This is a genomic window from Pseudoalteromonas sp. KJ63-1, assembly GCF_055808145.1.
The window spans coordinates 1,723,872-1,739,702 of record NZ_CM147855.1; the positions used below are offsets into that span (position 1 = coordinate 1,723,872).

Below are 15,831 nucleotides of genomic sequence, written 5' to 3' on the forward strand. Positions count from 1 at the left end.
ACTTTATGAGCCTATGTCTGTGTCCTTGTTTGATCCTAAAACAATCCGTAATGATTTCCCTACTCTAAATCAGACAATCAATGGCTACCCTTTGGTTTATTTAGACTCGGCTGCAACAACGCAAAAGCCACAATGCGTGATTGACGCTACTAACAAGTTTTACACCAATCAGAATGCAAATGTTCATCGCGGCCGTCACACCCTTAGTGAGCAAGCTACAACGGCTTATGAGCTAGTACGTCAACGCGTTGCTGATTATTTTCAGGTAAGCGGTAATGAAATTGTCTGGACAAAAGGCGCTACTGAGGCGATTAACTTAATTGCACATGGCCTAAGAAATACATTAACAACTGACGACACCATTTTAATTAGCCCAATCGAACACCACGCGAATATTGTGCCATGGCAAGAACTCGCGGCATACACAGGTGCATCGTTAAAAGTGCTGCCACTCAATGACGATGCCACCTTTGATATTAGCCAGTGCTGTGACGTGATTAAACTCACCAAGCCTGCGCTGCTAGCTATTACACAAGCCTCTAATGCGCTGGGCAATATTACCGATTTAACTCCGCTGATAACCGCTGCGAAGGCAGTAGATGCGTTAACTTTAGTCGATGGCGCTCAAGGCGCTCTGCATTTAAGACCTAATTTAATCAAGCTTGATTGTGATTTTTACGTGTTTTCAGCTCACAAAATGTTGGGGCCAACAGGATTAGGCGGTTTATATGGCCGCTACAGCGCACTTAATGCATTATCGCCTTACCAAACAGGCGGTGAAATGATTGAAAAAGTGACCCTAACGCAAAGCACTTATCGTGACGCTCCCGCTAAGTTTGAAGCTGGGACGCCAAATATAGCCGGTGTTTTAGGCTTTGGTGCGGCGCTTGAGTATTTAATGGCACTTGATCAGCAAACATTAAAGCACTATGAACAACAGTTGTTTATTTATGCAGCGAACGCACTGAATCAAATAGACGGTATTAGTATCTATAGCGACCTAAAATCGAACATTGGTACACTGTGCTTTAATTATAAAAATGAGCATCCGTATGATCTGGCAACTTTACTTGACGGCTATGGTATTGCAGTACGAAGTGGTCATCATTGTACCCAACCATTAATGACCCATTTAAAACTAAATGGCTCACTCAGAGCGAGTTTTGCATTTTATAATACGACTAAAGATGTAGACCAATTTATTACTGCGCTTAAAGAATGCATCGCTTTATTAGACTAATTTGGATATATAATGACTCACACATACCAACTGGTAAGTAAAAACATTGAAAACAGTGCAAGCTGGCAACAGAAATACCGTGAAATTATGTTACTTGGCAAAACACTCCCGCCACTTGCCGATATATTAAAAACCGACGATGCGCTCGTGCAAGGCTGTGAAAGTAAAGTGTGGATGTTTGTTGAATTTGACCTAACCGAAAATGCGTTGGTTGTGATTGGTGATTCTGATACGCGCATAGTAAAAGGCTTATTGGCGTTAATTTTAGCTCTGTATAACGGTTTAACACCAGAAGAAGTGTTAAACATTAATGCCTATGAAGAATTTGAAAAGCTTGGCTTAATTAGCCACTTAAGCGCTTCTCGCGGCAATGGGGTAAAAGCCATGGTGGAAAAAATACAAACCTTAGCTAAACAAAAAGCGCGTTAAGCGCTTTTTATAACAGTATAATAAGCAGCCTGTAGTTAAATATTTAAACGTGCACGCTTATCTAAATATTTTCTCACTGCTTTAGCGGCAACAAAGAAGCCAAAACTTCCAGTGATCATCGTCACTGAGCCAAAGCCATTATTACAGTCCATATTCATACTGCCATCTGCATTGTGTTTCGCATAACACACACTGCCATCGTTACCTGGATAAACAAGCTGCTCTGTTGAATAAACACAGTCAATATTAAATTTACGTTTTGGGTTAGAACTAAAATTATATTGCTTACGCAAGATATAACGTACTTTTGCAAGCAATGGATCTTGAGTCGTTTTTGCCACATCACCAAAAGTAATTTGACTCGGATCGGTTTGCCCACCTGCACCGCCCGTGGTGATTATAGGTAGTTTATTACGCTTACAGTGTGCGATTAATGCTGCTTTTTCTTTTACCGCATCTATACAATCTATTACATAATCAAAACCTTGAATATGTTCTTGAATATTATCAAGGGTAATAAAGTCATCAATCACATTCACCACACACTCAGGGTTGATAAGCTCGCAGCGCGTCTTCATAGCATCTACTTTAGCTTCCCCTATTGTGCCTGTTAAGGCATGAATTTGACGATTGACATTGGTTGCACAAATATCATCTAAATCAATTAAGGTGATTTTACCCACACCGGTACGCGCTAGTGCTTCAGCAGTCCAACTGCCTACACCACCAATACCCACAACACAAAAATGTGCTTGCTGTAACCACTCAAATTGCTGTTGACCATATAGTCGTTTAATACCACCAAAGCGGATATCAGTTACTTGTTCACTCATTTACCAATCCAATTTCCACGGCGTTTGCCAAGAATCAAAATCTTGATGTTTTATTAATTGCGCATACTCTTCACCAGATTGTGGCAACAGGGTATGTTGTATTTTTTGCGCTTTCCAATTAAAATCCAGCGCAAATGCATGTAAATAGGTACGCTCTGCTGGACTCCCTGCATAACTCGCATCACCCATTATGGGGGCACCCAAACTCTTTAATGCCACCCTAAGCTGATGAGTTTTTCCCGAATAGGGTTTTAATAGATAAGCTCTAAAACCGCTTTTAAAGCTAAACGAATAAAAACGTGTAATAGCGGGGTTACTCTGTGAGTTTAATAATTTATACGTGCCACGGCGAGACTTAGCCATATCACCTTTAACCCAGCCTTGCTTTTTTTAGGCTTGGTATCACTAACCGCCAGATAAAACTTATTAATCGCATGCTGGGTAAATAATTGCGTAAATTCAGCTGCTGCCGCTTTGCTTCGCGCGAGTATAATCAACCCAGAGGTGACTTTATCTAAACGGTGTACTGCAAATAATTTTTCGTTTAACTGTTGCTCAGCTATTACCACAAAACCGGGGCCCTCTTCAGAGTGAAAATTGAGCCCTTGTGGTTTATTTATGATGTAAAAATCATCATGCGTATATTGCACTTTCAATACAGGCGTTTGTGTTGTGTTCACGCGCTTTTACTTTGAATATGGGCAACCACTTTAGCTAAATCTTCTGGTGTGTCGACTCCTGCATGAGGTGTAACTAATGCTTGCTCTATTTTAATTGCATAACCATGGTATAGCACGCGTAACTGCTCTAACGATTCAAGTAGTTCTAATGGTGAAACACTTAATTCAATATATTGCTTTATAAATCCTGCACGGTAAGCATAAATACCCACGTGACGTTGAAAAGGCGCTAAATTCAGTGGTTGCTGCTCTGCCATCATGGTACTCCTATCAAAAGGAATACTCGCTCTTGAAAAGTACAAGGCATTTTTATTAATGTCACTGACCACTTTAACCGCATTAGGATTAAACACTTCATCACGCTCTTCAATAGCAACACTTAAGGTTGCCATTGGTGCAGTTGATTGCGCTAATAATGTCGCCACTTGCGATACGTTATCAGGGGATAACAAAGGTTCATCACCTTGTACATTTACCACGATAGTGTCATCAGCTAAATTAAGTAAATCCACCACCTCGGCTAAGCGCTCTGTGCCTGATTGATGATCTTCACGTGTCATCAAAACGTTACTCGTAAAACGTTTAGCAACATCAAACACTTTTTGATGATCGGTGGCAATAACCACCTTGCTAGCTCCTGACAAACAGGCCTTTTCATACACATGCTGTATCATTGGTTTGCCACAAATATCAGCGAGCGGTTTACCTGGCAAACGAGTTGAAGCGTAACGCGCAGGGATAACAACTACGAATTCCACTTTTCTACCTCTTCAAGAGACAATTCACGAGCTTCATTTTCAAGCAATACCGGAATATCATCGCGTACAGGATAAGCTAGTTTTGCTGCAGTGCTGATCAGCTCTTGGTTTTCTTTATCAAAGCGCAACTTACCTTTGCAAACAGGGCAAGCAATAATTTCGAGTAACTTAGTGTCAAAGGCCATGATGGATCCCTTTTTCTTTTAATAATAAATTCAATGTGTTTATTACTGCTGCAGTTGGCTGAGCGTCAACTGGCAAATAATACCAATTCGGTTTTGCAAAATCACGGCACTTAACCGCATCTTTTTCTGTCATTAATATACAGTCATCACCAAATTGAGCAAAGTCATCAGCGCTGTAAGCATAATGATCGCGAAAGTGATGTGTTGATAACAATTCTATACCATGCGCTTTTAATGATGCTTCAAAACGTTGTGGGTTGCCGATTGCACTCACCGCATGCGCTGATTTTATAGCCGTTGTAATCTCAGTATTATCAGCAACACGTTTAATAACTGATGGTTGTAAGCGATAACTAAATTCATGCTCAGAGCCATTTTCAATCACTAAATCTACACTGTTTAAACGAGAGGTGGTTTCACGAAGTGGTCCTGCTGGCATTAAAAAGCCATTACCAAATTTTCTTTCGCTATCTACAATACAACATTCTATACTGCGTGCCATTTTGTAATGCTGCATGCCATCATCTGAAATAATCACATCAAGCTTGAAATGTTGATTAAGCATTTCTATATTGTGCTGTCTATTTGGCCCCACAACTAACGGACATTGTAAACGGTTAAATAAAAGTACCGGCTCATCACCAGCCTCTAAAGTCGTCGTATTGGCAGTCACTAATAATGGGTATTGAGCTGCTTGCCCGCCATAGCCGCGACTAATTAAACCAACGGATAAACCTTGGGCTGTTAAGTGTTCATGCAGCCATAATACAAATGGGGTTTTACCATTACCGCCAACGCTTATATTACCAACCACAATAACCGGTGTTTTGCTGATAAACGATTTAAGAATGCCGAACTTATAGCAATATTTACGCAGCAAAGAAACACAGCCAAAGATAGCGGACAGTGGTAGTAGCAATAAGGTAATTAAGCTAAAAGGTTTGTACCAGCTTTGCTCTATTTTACTCACCCCTGCTCACCAAACTGCATTTTACAAAGAGCTGAGTAGGTACCATCGTTAGCCAGTAATTGAGTATGCGTGCCACTTTCTATCACTTTACCGTTATCAATCACATAGATACGGTCACTATTTTCAATAGTCGATAGCCTATGGGCGATAACAATAGAGGTTTTATCTTTCATTAATGTATCAAGGGCGTGTTGAATAAGCTTTTCAGACTCAGTATCCAAGGCCGAGGTTGCTTCATCTAAAATTAAAATAGGTGCATCTTTTAAAATAGCACGAGCAATCGCAATACGTTGGCGTTGACCCCCTGAAAGCATTACCCCGTTCTCGCCAACCATAGTATTAAGTTGCTCTGGTAAGTCTTTTACAAACTCCCACACATGAGCTTGCTTCGCAACGCCGTGAAGCTCTTCGATAGAAACTTCACGTTGTAAACCATAACAAATATTATTGGCAATAGTGTCATTAAATAGCACCACTTGTTGCGATACTAACGCAAATTGGCGACGTAAATCAGTAAGCTTGTATTCGTTAAGTGCAACACCGTCGAGTAAAATTTCACTTGGCGCTTCTAAGTCATAATAACGAGGTAACAAATTAGAAATAGTCGATTTGCCCGAGCCAGAGCGGCCAACAAGTGCAATACTCTCACCGGCTTTAATGCTCAGTGATAAATCGTTAAGCACGGCTTCATCCTTGGTTGGGTATTTAAAGGTGACGTTTTTCACCTCAATATGCCCTTTTACCTTATCAATTGGTAAGGTACCCGTGTCTTTTTCAATTTCTTCATCTAGCACTAAAAAAACACTCTGAGCAGCTGAAATACCTCGCTGTAAGTCACTGTTTACATTGGCAAGTTGTTTTAGTGGACGCAGTAACATCATCATTGATGAAATGAGTACTACAAAATCCCCAGAGCTAATACTGTCTATCATAGAGGGCATCGACACAACCCATAAAATAACAGCCATAGCACTGGCAGCCAAAATTTGAATAATAGAGACACTTAGCGCCTTGGTCGCATCCATTTTAATTCGTTGTTGGCGGTTATGATTATTAATTTTAGAAAATTGATCAATTTCTTGTGTTTGCCCGCCAAAGCCATGGATCACTTTGTGACCACTGAGCATTTGCTCTGAACTACGGGTAACTTGTCCCATCGCTGACTGGATATTTTTCGAGATATGACGAAAACGTTTAGATACCACGGCTACTATGATAGCTACCAACGGGATAATAACTAAAAAGATTAACGACAACTGCCAACTGGTATAAAACATCACAGCAAGTAAAAACACCACAAAAGCACCTTCCCGCACAACAATAAGCAAAGCTTTGGTAATTGCTTGTTGAACTTGCTCAGTATCAAAGGTAATTTTTGAAATAAGATCGCCCGTCGAATTTTTATCATGAAACGATACCGGTAAGTGTAATATATGCTCAAACAGCTCTTGGCGAAGCGCACGCACTACTTGTGAGCCAACATAGCTTAAACAGTACGATGACATAAAGTTAAATACGCCACGCCCGATAACCAGCGCAATAACCACAAATGGCGCATAAGTTAGTACCTGACTGTTACGCTCATTTAAACCTTCATCGATAAACGGCTTCATAAGTTGAATGAATAATGCATCCATACCTGAGTAACCTATCATTCCAATAATCGCAACGATGGCGATCGACTTATAAGCACCAACGTAAGAAACAAGCCGTTTATATATTTGTGTAGTACTTTGTTCCATAACACTCTCTAAAACCAGTAACAGCCCCTATTGTATCCTTAGCAACAGCAAAACAAAACGTCAATCTTTGATAAACCAATAACTTTCCGCCCCTCTTGCGGTACTCAGCTCTAGGTGTTTAGCATAAAAATCAACCCGAATGTGCCCCACATCACCGGTGCTATATTGTTTGGCGTTTATTTTATTGTAACGCTTAACTACCGCTTTACTTGGAAATTGCCACTGGCCTTGATAAGCACTTGAATGAATCACAAATGTTGGGTTTACGGCCTTTATAAACTCGACACTGGAAGAGCTATCACTGCCGTGATGAGGACTTAACAAAACGGTACTTTGTAAATCATGCCCTTGTTTAATTAATTTAGACTCCCTCGCCTTTGATATATCACCAGTGAGAAGCACACTATGGTTTGCACTTGAGATTTTAACGACACAGGAATTATCATTACTGTTATTAAACTCCTCTTTAGCAAAGGTTTGAATACTCAAACCTTGAAAGTCTATCGTTGTTGCTATGCAATCGTTATATACACGACTTGGATGAAAATACTCAAAGCTCGTTGCATAACCCGCTTTTTTAAAATGTGCAACGCCTCCAGCATGGTCGCTATCTTGATGACTCACAATCGCGGTACTTACCATTAGATTATGGGCATCAATATAGGGGAGTAAAACACTAGTGACACGGCTAAAGCGATTAAAGTAACTTGGCCCAAAGTCATAAATAAACGCGTGTTTGTCTTTTTCTATCAGTACCATTAAACCATGGCCCACATCAAATACATTCAGCCGCCAAAGGCTGGTTTGCGTAGAGTAAAGGTTAAAAAGAAAAGTCAAAATCGGAATGCAGGCCAGTAAGCGAAGCTCAATAAAATAAAGCAAAGGAACAACACTATAAAGCGCCACCACGGTGGTCATACTTATCTGTCCCACATTAAGCCAACGTACCTGCTGAGGTATTGCCTGCAGCATTTGGTAAAGATAGGCCAATGGAAAATCATATAATACGATAAATGCGTACCAATCGGTTAATAATCCCAGCAACACACTTAAAAATAAAGCAGGCATTAATACAAAAGATAAAATGGGAATAGCGACAAGATTTAAAACTAAACCCGCTAAACTCACGCCATTAAAAAAGTATAATGACAAGGGTAATAAGCCAATAAATAACCCCAGTTGAATACTAAATAATGTTCGTATGTTGGCTAGTAATGAGTTACCCCGAAGCGGAAATTGCTTTAAAACAATAAAAATAATACATACTGCTAAAAACGAAAAGTAAAGCCCTGGGTTTAATACACTAAATGGGTTAATCGCTAAAATAATGACCAGTGCGAATAAAATACTGCGCCACCTCAATGACTGCTTTGCCAAATAATAAAGTAGCAAATAACAGCCCAACATAATTAAAGCGCGGGTTGAAGAAATGATAAAATTACTTAAGTAAACATAAATAAAAGCTGCAACAAAACCAACAGCGCTATAAACAATAGAAACATTTAATGCTTGATTTAGTTCAGGTTTAACCAACTTAAGACAAAACCGTGTGACAAAATAACAAAACCAAACACTAGAGAGATATGTAACCCAGAAATGGCTAATAAATGACTTAACCCAAGACTCTGCATTAACGCTTTATGCTCGAATGTCATTAAAGACTTATCGCCAGTTAACAACGTATAATAGAGCCAATTAAGCTCAGCATTATTTACCAACTTTTTGACATAAACTCTATAGGCTGAAACGGCATTACTTTTTTGAGAGCTTTTAATATTAAGCTGTTTATTGAGCACTGTACCTTTAAACGCTATCTTTTGTGTAAAAGCATAAAGCTGATTATCAAAAACAGTAAAATTCTTAATGGATCTATAGTTTTTAAGTCTCACTTGAGCATTAAAAGCATCACCAGAATGAATTGGTTGTGCAAAATTGATACTTAATAAGGCATAAGGTGCTCTAAAGTGACTATATTCACTGTCTTCCAAACGCGTTATTTTAACTTTTGCATATTGGGGAGGTGTAGTAGAAATAACCTCTTCTACCACAACATCGACTGAATAAGCATATTTTTTGTGCTGTTCAGGTAACTCAAATGAATAAAACAAAATAAAATGTGCTGCTACACAGCAAATACCGCAAATAAAGCCTAACAATACAGTTAAAAACGGCTTAAAATACGTGCTCACAATGAGGATTGAAATTGTGATAATTGTAAATTCAAGGGTTTGATAATAAAACACGGTAATAACAACACCGACAACAAATCCAAGACTCATCCACACAGACGTAAATGGTTGCTTTAAATGGCTAAAAAAACGATCCAACGGTTTTTACCTGATCCAAATAAAATTAGACATCACAAATCACTAAAAATATTTGGTCGTCTTTTGCATGATGCTAACCTTTGGCATTTAAATCGACGTTCAGCACGCGGTGCTTTTGCCGTTGGACTTTTCTTTGCATTCATCCCTGTTCCTTTTCAAATGGTGCTTGCCGCTGCCGCAGCCATAATCTTAAGAGTTAATTTGCCTATATCAGTTGCTTTAGTGTGGATCACTAACCCACTTACAATGCCACCTATCTTTTACGGCTCGTACTTGGTTGGTACATTAGTGCTAAATCAACCTGAGCAACATTTTGCGTTTGAAGCAAGTTGGCCATGGTTTATAGAAAGTTTAACGACAATTGGCCCCGCTTTTTTAGTGGGTTCGCTTGTGTGTGCATCTATTGCCAGTGTTATTGGCTATTTTGGTATTGACTTGATTTGGCGCCGCTCAGTGAGGCGAGCTTGGACATCGAGAAATAATTAGCGCCTACTTCTCCATAAAGGGCTGCTCTTTACCTTAATATAGACAAAAAAACCAACTTAACAAGTTGGTTTTTTATAAACGAATAGCATTACCTAGAAACGAAAAACGCGTCTTAATCCAACTAAAGGCAGTAGTAGCAAACCAAACCATGAGAAACTGGCTGAGCTACGTTCATAAAACTCTGTATCTGGGGCTTTACAGTTTTCAACTTCACCGTTAGCAATCGGTGAAAGTTTTACCGCAACAGCAACACTTTCATATTGAATATTGCCATTAATATCAGTTACAACTTCGCCTCGTGAATTTAACTTTTCAACCGTTTTAGTTGCTACACCAAATACTTCATTGTTTTCGTTGATTGATTTCGCTTCTACCATTTTATAACTAAAACTAGTCTCACCATCACTGTCAAAACAAGGTAGTAAACTATTTAAATTTGTGATTTTGTCATCGCCAATTTTATAAATAAAGGCTTCTGAGCGTCTTGTGCTGGTTGTATCACCAACCTCACCCTCACCAACGATATAACCTTGGTTATTAATGTCATTCGCGTATGAGTTTGAGCTAGTGAAATAATCTTCAGGAAATACGGTCGTATTAGTATTTATATCATGATGGAAGAACTTGGCAATTAAACTACCTTCAATACCTTTTGAAGCGTAACCAACCACAATGTCATTATCATTGATAGCGAATGCTTTACCAGCTTGCCAATCATCTTGCTGGTTTATAAAATCAACCACTTCACCGTCTTTAAAATAAGTTGGCATAGTTAAAATAGTCGAATCTCTGTCAAAATAACGAGTGTTCGAAAAACCGACCGCTACATCATTTTTATTAACTGCTAATGCATTACTAATAAAAGGATTAGTGTCCTCATCTTCTTCTGGAGTAAGCGCTAAACCCAACAGCTCTGTTGAAGTCACATTATAGGCACTATCTAGAGTCCATTTAACCGCTGTTTTATTGAATACACCACGCGTACTTCGACTGTTAAGTGATTCAATACAGACCATTACCGGCTCATCAAGGCCATCACAATTATCAGTAATTGTGGTTTGTCTCTCAGCAGGAATACTGACCGATACATTACCAACAACAATGTAACCTGTGTCAGTGGCAACAATATCAGATGCTTTACTAGTCCCACCGTGTTCAGTAAATTCTGGAACAAACGGCACTTCAACACCATCTGCAGATATCAAAATCCCACGTTCTATGAAGTCACGAGTAAACCACGTTTCTTCCTCTGTTTCACCATCTGGTGTAAAACTCACTTTATCAAAAGGAGCACTGCCCCAGCCAACAGTCGTTCCGTCTTCTGCAACGCCATTATAAAAATTACTTGTCGAGCGGGTCAGGCCATCGTAATCAACAGAAGCGATATCAAATAAAGGCTGCTCTGTTATTACACCACTATTATAATTTGTAGCAATAATTGAACTGATTTTTTGATACTCAAAGTTAGATGACAAGTTTGATAAATAACGAACCATAAAAGTATGCGCATCAGCATTAGTGTAAATCGCATCGTTATTTTCTATGTCATCAAGCGTAAAGGTTATTTCTTTATCAATTTCTTTAAACCTTGTCACTTCCGCGTCGTAAGCACTATTGATTGAACTTTCTGTAAAATCAATATAACTAATATCAATAGGGAGGTTGTATAAGCCATTAGCAACGCCAATGACATGGCCACTTTCGCTCACATCAGTAACATATGTATGTTTTGCAGCTTCAAAGTCACCTAATTCGGTTAACTGGTACGTTGCACTCAATGCTGATGTACTCAGTGTGGCTAAAACACTGGCCGCGAGTAATTTATATTTCATTTTATTCCTTACTACTGATTCTTTAATTCTTCAAGTTCTTCCCAACGCTCAAAAGCGGCTTCAAGGTCAGACTCAAGTTGGGCTAAATGGTTCAATTCCTTGGCTGTTATATCACTGTCTTGCTTGAAAAAGTCTTCGTGACTTACTCGTTCTTGTTGTTTTTCAAGCTCAGCTTCAAGTTGCTCCATTTTATTAGGTAGTTGCTCTAGTTCAAGTTTTAATTTGTAAGAGAGTTTATTTGCTTTGTTATTGCTTTTAACTGGCGTTGGCTCTGTTTTTTCAACTTTTTTGACTGGCTGCTTTTGCAACTCTTTGTGCTGCTCCGCCAAATAGTTGGTATAAGCTTCATAATCACTGTAGCCACCAACAATATCAGTGACTTTGCCGTTACCTTCAAATGCCCAAACACTCGAACAGGTATTATCAATAAACTCTCGGTCGTGGCTTACTATCAACACCGTACCTTGATATTGATTAATGATATCTTCAAGGAGTTCTAATGTTTCTATATCTAAGTCATTGGTAGGCTCATCGAGCACTAATATATTTGAAGGTTTCAAAAATAACTTGGCTAATAACAACCTGTTTTTCTCACCACCTGAAAGTGCTTTTACCGGTGTACGAGCACGTGCTGGCGGAAATAAAAAGTCTTGTAAATAGCCTAACACGTGACGTGAGCGTCCGCCCATCATCACTTCTTGCTTACCTTCAGCAACGTTATCTTGAACGGTCGCTTCTTCATCAAGCTTCTCACGGTACTGATCGAAATATGCAAACTCTAAGTTAACACCTTGCTTGATTTCACCACTGTCTGCTTTTAAATCACCAAACAACAATTTTAATAGCGTTGTTTTACCAATACCATTAGGCCCCACCAAACCAATACGATCGCCACGCATCACTAAAGTAGAGAAATCATCAGCTATCACTTTTTCTTTAAATGCATGATTTAAGTGTTTAGCCTCAAATACTAGTTTACCTGAACGATCAGCTGTTTCGATATTGAAATCAGTTTTACCTACTTGTTCCACACGTTGTTTACGTTCATTACGTAATTGTTTCAGCTCACGCACACGGCCTTCATTACGGGTTCGACGGGCTTTAACACCTTGGCGGATCCATGCTTCTTCTTCCGCTAAGCGTTTATCAAACAATGCATTTTGTGTTTCTTCTACTTTTAAATCATGCGCTTTTTGTTCTAAGTAAGTGGCATAATCACCAGGATAAGAAATTAGCTTACCGCGATCTAAATCTAAAATACGTGTAGCAACAGCTCGAATAAATGCACGGTCATGCGATATAAATACAATACCGCCTTTAAATTCTTTTAGGAATTGCTCTAACCACATTACACTTGTCATATCCAAGTGGTTAGTAGGCTCATCGAGCAGTAATAAATCAGGCTCACTCACTAAAGCACGCGCTAATGCAACTTTACGTAACCAACCGCCAGAAAGCGACTTAAGTTTCGCATCAGGAGTTAGCTCTAATTGAGTAAGTACAAGCTGAATTCGGCTATCAAAACGCCAGCCATCTGCCGCCTCTAATTTATTAGATAAACGCTCTAATTTATTTAATAGTTGATCAGTGCAATCTGTTTGCAATTGTGTGCTTACATGATGAAAATCAATCAGTAAGTTAGCAATTTCAGGCATACCTTGGGCAACGTAGTCAAATACAGTGCCACTTGCCCCTTTAGGTGGATCTTGCTCTAAACGCGATATTTTTAAACTACCAACTTGGTTTATCTCGCCATCATCAAGTATTACTTGACCGTCGAGTACTTTTAAAAGCGTTGATTTACCTGCACCATTGCGACCTACAATACACACACGTTCGCCACTTTCGATTACTGCATCTGCATTATCTAGTAATGGGTGTGTACCGTAAGCTAATTGTGCTTTTGAAATTCTAATTAAATCCATAGTTAATCTTTACTCTTATCTGCTTGCGCTAAAAACTGCTGCGCCTGAGGTGCAGTAAAAGGCCAAAATAATTGTTGGCCTTGTTGATTTTTTAAAACCGGAATGCTTATTTGATACTCTAAAATTAATGCGTCATCGCTCATAATATCAATAAGTTGTAATTCATCGGTTGATGAAAGTAACGGTTTTAACAGCTGCTCTGCTTGCTCGCACAAGTGGCAGCCGTCGGTGTGATATAAAATCCACTTAGCCATGTTTAATTAACCAGCTATTGTGTATTTTTTTATTGCGTTTAAAGTCAGGAGATAAGGTTTTATCAGAGATATTTTCTGCTTTTAACCCCAAGCCCATTAAGCCAACTTCATCCATTACAAAACCGCGTTTATTATTAGAGAATATTAGCGTACCCGATGGGCTCAATATTTTTTTAACCCAAGTTAACAGCTTAATGTGGTCGTTTTGTACATCAAACGCGTCTTTCATTCGTTTAGAATTTGAAAAAGTAGGCGGATCTAAAAAGATCAGGTCATACTGCCCTTGTGCATACTCTAGCCATTTTAAACAATCTGCTTGCTCAAAACGATAACGCGTATTGCTAATATCGTTAAGCGCAAAGTTATCTTGACCCCACTTTAAATAGGTTTTAGACAAATCAACGGTTGTAATCGCTTTTGCGCCACCAATGGCTGCATGTACTGAGGCGGTTCCTGTGTATGCAAACAGGTTTAAAAAGCGCTTATCTTTAGCATTTTCTTGAATGTAACGACGTGCAAGGCGATGATCTAAAAATAGCCCTGTGTCTAAGTAGTCAAATAAATTAACTTTAAACTTAGCACCAAACTCTTCTACCACCATGGTTCTATTTTGCTTGGCCATGGGTGTATATTGCTCTTCACCCTTTTGCTTTTTACGTACTTTTACAGCAATGTTTTCAGGTGCAATATCAAGTTGTTGTGCTGTTAAGCTAATAACATCTTGTAAACGCTTCTCTGAGGTTTTTTCATCAATCTCTTTCGGTGCTGCGTATTCAAAAATAACCGCTGAATCACCATAAATATCAACAGCAACGTTATATTCAGGAATATCTGCATCGTAAACACGATACGCATGGACTTGGTTTTGCTTAAGCCAATTTTTTAAACCTTGCTTGTTCTTTTTCAGGCGATTAGCAAATGCCATCGAACCTTCAAAGTTTAAAGCGGGCTTGTCATCAGAGGTAAGGCTGACTTGCTTGTCATCAAGTTGATACAGGTTTAATTCAACATCAAGGGGGCCATTTTTAAATTTATAGCGTTTTTGCTTCACTAATTTAAGCAATTTAAACAGGCTTTCATCCATACCCAGTAGAGCGAGTTTCCAATGATTAAAGTGCTTTTTAAAACCAACACCTAGACTACGATGCAGGTTTACAAGTTCAGCCATAGAACCAATACGCTCACCATAAGGTAAGTTAGAAATAACAACACCCGGCAATTTTGCAACGCTCGTCAGTTTTGTCGCATCGCTTTGCTTAAATTTAATCACCGTATCAAGCTCAGCACGCTGCGCATTGGCAATCGCTTTATCAAGTACTTGCGCATCGTAATCATGGCCAATTAGCCATAATTTAGGGTCGGTGATATTCGCTGTAAGCTGCTCTTTAAGTTCTTTAAATTTTGCCACTCTAAAGCTGGGTAAACGCTCAAACGCGAATCCTTCACGGAATAATCCAGGCGCTTCATTACGTGCCATTCCAGCCGCTTCTATTAAAATAGTGCCGGCACCACAACATGGATCAAACAGCGGTTGATTAACATTTTCAAGCCAACCACTACGTTTTATTATTGCCGCAGCTAAATGCTCTTTTATGGGTGCTTTACCTTGGCCTTGGCGGTAACCGCGTTCAGATAAGCGCGGCCCTGAGTAATCAATATACAGTGAAACGCCATGGCGATTTAAACGTGCAACCACTCGCACATTGGCATCTTGCTTATCTACATTTGGTCGCTGTTCAAATAAATCGTTAAAGTAATCAACGATGGCATCTTTAATTACTAAACCAGAAAACTGGGTATTTTTAAGCGAGTCGTTTGTGCCATTAAAATCAACAGCAAAAGTTTGCGTTGGGCCAAACCATTCTTGCCAAGGTTGTAAGCGTGCAAATTTATACAAGCTGTCTTTGTCATTTACGCCTTCTCTTTCTTCAATAAGCATAAGTACACGCGTAGCAAAGCGTGAAGATAAACACACTTTTTGCGCTAGCAATGAGTCAGCCTCAAAGCGAACAGAGCCCACAGTTTGCTTTGACACCGTAGCGCCAAGTTCTGTAAGTTCATCAACCAATAAATTTTCGATTCCGATAGAAGTAAGTGCGATAAATTGCAAAGTAAAAACCCTTAATAGCTAATTGCGCGGGATTATAACATAGGTTTGCGTACAAATACG

12 protein-coding genes and 2 pseudogenes are annotated in these 15,831 nt (G+C 39.2%); 3 read left to right on the forward strand and 11 right to left on the reverse strand.

Annotated features, from left to right (window positions below):
- Nucleotides 1–13 precede the first annotated feature (13 nt).
- Both AC0L7Q_RS08110 and AC0L7Q_RS08115 read left to right on the forward strand, forming a co-directional pair.
- On the forward strand, nt 14–1,240 hold the full coding sequence (locus tag AC0L7Q_RS08110) for an aminotransferase class V-fold PLP-dependent enzyme (RefSeq protein ID WP_409425529.1): 1,227 nt from the start codon (nt 14–16) through the stop codon (nt 1,238–1,240).
- Between the two features lie 12 nt (nt 1,241–1,252).
- Nucleotides 1,253–1,669: a SufE family protein gene (locus tag AC0L7Q_RS08115; protein WP_178956134.1), complete on the forward strand. Its 417-nt coding sequence runs from the start codon at nt 1,253–1,255 to the stop codon at nt 1,667–1,669.
- 35 nt (nt 1,670–1,704) lie between these two features.
- Here the strand turns inward: AC0L7Q_RS08115 and tcdA are convergent, their stop codons facing one another.
- The 7 genes and pseudogenes from tcdA to AC0L7Q_RS08150 form a co-directional block, all read right to left on the reverse strand.
- Nucleotides 1,705–2,502 carry a tRNA cyclic N6-threonylcarbamoyladenosine(37) synthase TcdA gene (gene tcdA / locus AC0L7Q_RS08120; RefSeq protein WP_413402147.1) on the reverse strand — a complete coding sequence of 266 codons (798 nt, stop codon included), beginning with the start codon at nt 2,500–2,502 and terminating at the stop codon, nt 1,705–1,707.
- Nucleotides 2,503–3,182: pseudogene (locus tag AC0L7Q_RS08125) on the reverse strand (TIGR01621 family pseudouridine synthase). It abuts the gene before it with no gap.
- Complete coding sequence (gene kdsB, locus AC0L7Q_RS08130; protein WP_413402151.1) at nt 3,179–3,940, reverse strand: 3-deoxy-manno-octulosonate cytidylyltransferase; 762 nt, start codon at nt 3,938–3,940, stop codon at nt 3,179–3,181. The pseudogene AC0L7Q_RS08125 and the gene kdsB overlap by 4 nt, the downstream one beginning before the upstream one ends.
- A complete protein-coding gene (locus AC0L7Q_RS08135) occupies nt 3,928–4,125 on the reverse strand; it encodes a Trm112 family protein (protein WP_008112074.1) in 198 nt (65 codons plus the stop codon). The genes kdsB and AC0L7Q_RS08135 overlap by 13 nt, the downstream gene beginning before the upstream one ends.
- Nucleotides 4,115–5,095, reverse strand: a complete 981-nt coding sequence (gene lpxK / locus AC0L7Q_RS08140; protein ID WP_413402153.1) for a tetraacyldisaccharide 4'-kinase — start codon at nt 5,093–5,095, stop codon at nt 4,115–4,117. Before lpxK ends, AC0L7Q_RS08135 begins: the two co-directional genes overlap by 11 nt.
- A complete protein-coding gene (gene msbA / locus AC0L7Q_RS08145) occupies nt 5,092–6,837 on the reverse strand; it encodes a lipid A export permease/ATP-binding protein MsbA (RefSeq protein ID WP_413402155.1) in 1,746 nt (581 codons plus the stop codon). Before msbA ends, lpxK begins: the two co-directional genes overlap by 4 nt.
- Nucleotides 6,838–6,897: 60 nt before the next feature.
- Nucleotides 6,898–9,116 (reverse strand): annotated as a pseudogene (locus AC0L7Q_RS08150) (DNA internalization-related competence protein ComEC/Rec2).
- Between the two features lie 27 nt (nt 9,117–9,143).
- Here AC0L7Q_RS08150 and AC0L7Q_RS08155 point away from each other — a divergent pair.
- Nucleotides 9,144–9,650: a DUF2062 domain-containing protein gene (locus AC0L7Q_RS08155; protein ID WP_413402159.1), complete on the forward strand. Its 507-nt coding sequence runs from the start codon at nt 9,144–9,146 to the stop codon at nt 9,648–9,650.
- Nucleotides 9,651–9,742: 92 nt separating this feature from the next.
- Here AC0L7Q_RS08155 and AC0L7Q_RS08160 read toward each other — a convergent pair whose 3' ends face one another.
- The 4 genes from AC0L7Q_RS08160 to rlmKL are packed head-to-tail and all read right to left on the reverse strand — an operon-like array spanning nt 9,743 to nt 15,771.
- Complete coding sequence (locus AC0L7Q_RS08160) at nt 9,743–11,482, reverse strand: DUF3466 family protein (protein WP_413402161.1); 1,740 nt, start codon at nt 11,480–11,482, stop codon at nt 9,743–9,745.
- Nucleotides 11,483–11,493: 11 nt separating this feature from the next.
- The gene (uup, locus tag AC0L7Q_RS08165; RefSeq protein WP_413402163.1) at nt 11,494–13,407 is read right to left on the reverse strand and encodes an ATP-binding cassette ATPase Uup; all 1,914 of its coding nucleotides are present in this window, start codon (nt 13,405–13,407) and stop codon (nt 11,494–11,496) included.
- 2 nt (nt 13,408–13,409) lie between these two features.
- Nucleotides 13,410–13,661, reverse strand: a complete 252-nt coding sequence (locus tag AC0L7Q_RS08170) for a glutaredoxin family protein (protein WP_413402165.1) — start codon at nt 13,659–13,661, stop codon at nt 13,410–13,412.
- Nucleotides 13,654–15,771, reverse strand: coding sequence for a bifunctional 23S rRNA (guanine(2069)-N(7))-methyltransferase RlmK/23S rRNA (guanine(2445)-N(2))-methyltransferase RlmL (rlmKL, locus tag AC0L7Q_RS08175; protein ID WP_413402167.1), 2,118 nt, complete (start codon nt 15,769–15,771; stop codon nt 13,654–13,656). The genes AC0L7Q_RS08170 and rlmKL overlap by 8 nt, the downstream gene beginning before the upstream one ends.
- Between the last annotated feature and the right edge of the window lie 60 nt (nt 15,772–15,831).

Bases quoted from the DNA above. Each gene is read 5' to 3' on its own strand.
- tcdA (WP_413402147.1), bottom strand. From the start codon at position 2,502: ATGAGTGAACAAGTAACTGATATCCGCTTTGGTGGTATTAAACGACTA.
- AC0L7Q_RS08160 (WP_413402161.1), bottom strand. From the start codon at position 11,482: ATGAAATATAAATTACTCGCGGCCAGTGTTTTAGCCACACTGAGTACA.
- AC0L7Q_RS08135 (WP_008112074.1), bottom strand. From the start codon at position 4,125: ATGGCCTTTGACACTAAGTTACTCGAAATTATTGCTTGCCCTGTTTGC.
- AC0L7Q_RS08170 (WP_413402165.1), bottom strand. From the start codon at position 13,661: ATGGCTAAGTGGATTTTATATCACACCGACGGCTGCCACTTGTGCGAG.
- AC0L7Q_RS08115 (WP_178956134.1), top strand. From the start codon at position 1,253: ATGACTCACACATACCAACTGGTAAGTAAAAACATTGAAAACAGTGCA.
- uup (WP_413402163.1), bottom strand. From the start codon at position 13,407: ATGGATTTAATTAGAATTTCAAAAGCACAATTAGCTTACGGTACACAC.
- msbA (WP_413402155.1), bottom strand. From the start codon at position 6,837: ATGGAACAAAGTACTACACAAATATATAAACGGCTTGTTTCTTACGTT.
- AC0L7Q_RS08155 (WP_413402159.1), top strand. From the start codon at position 9,144: ATGGCTAAAAAAACGATCCAACGGTTTTTACCTGATCCAAATAAAATT.
- AC0L7Q_RS08110 (WP_409425529.1), top strand. From the start codon at position 14: ATGTCTGTGTCCTTGTTTGATCCTAAAACAATCCGTAATGATTTCCCT.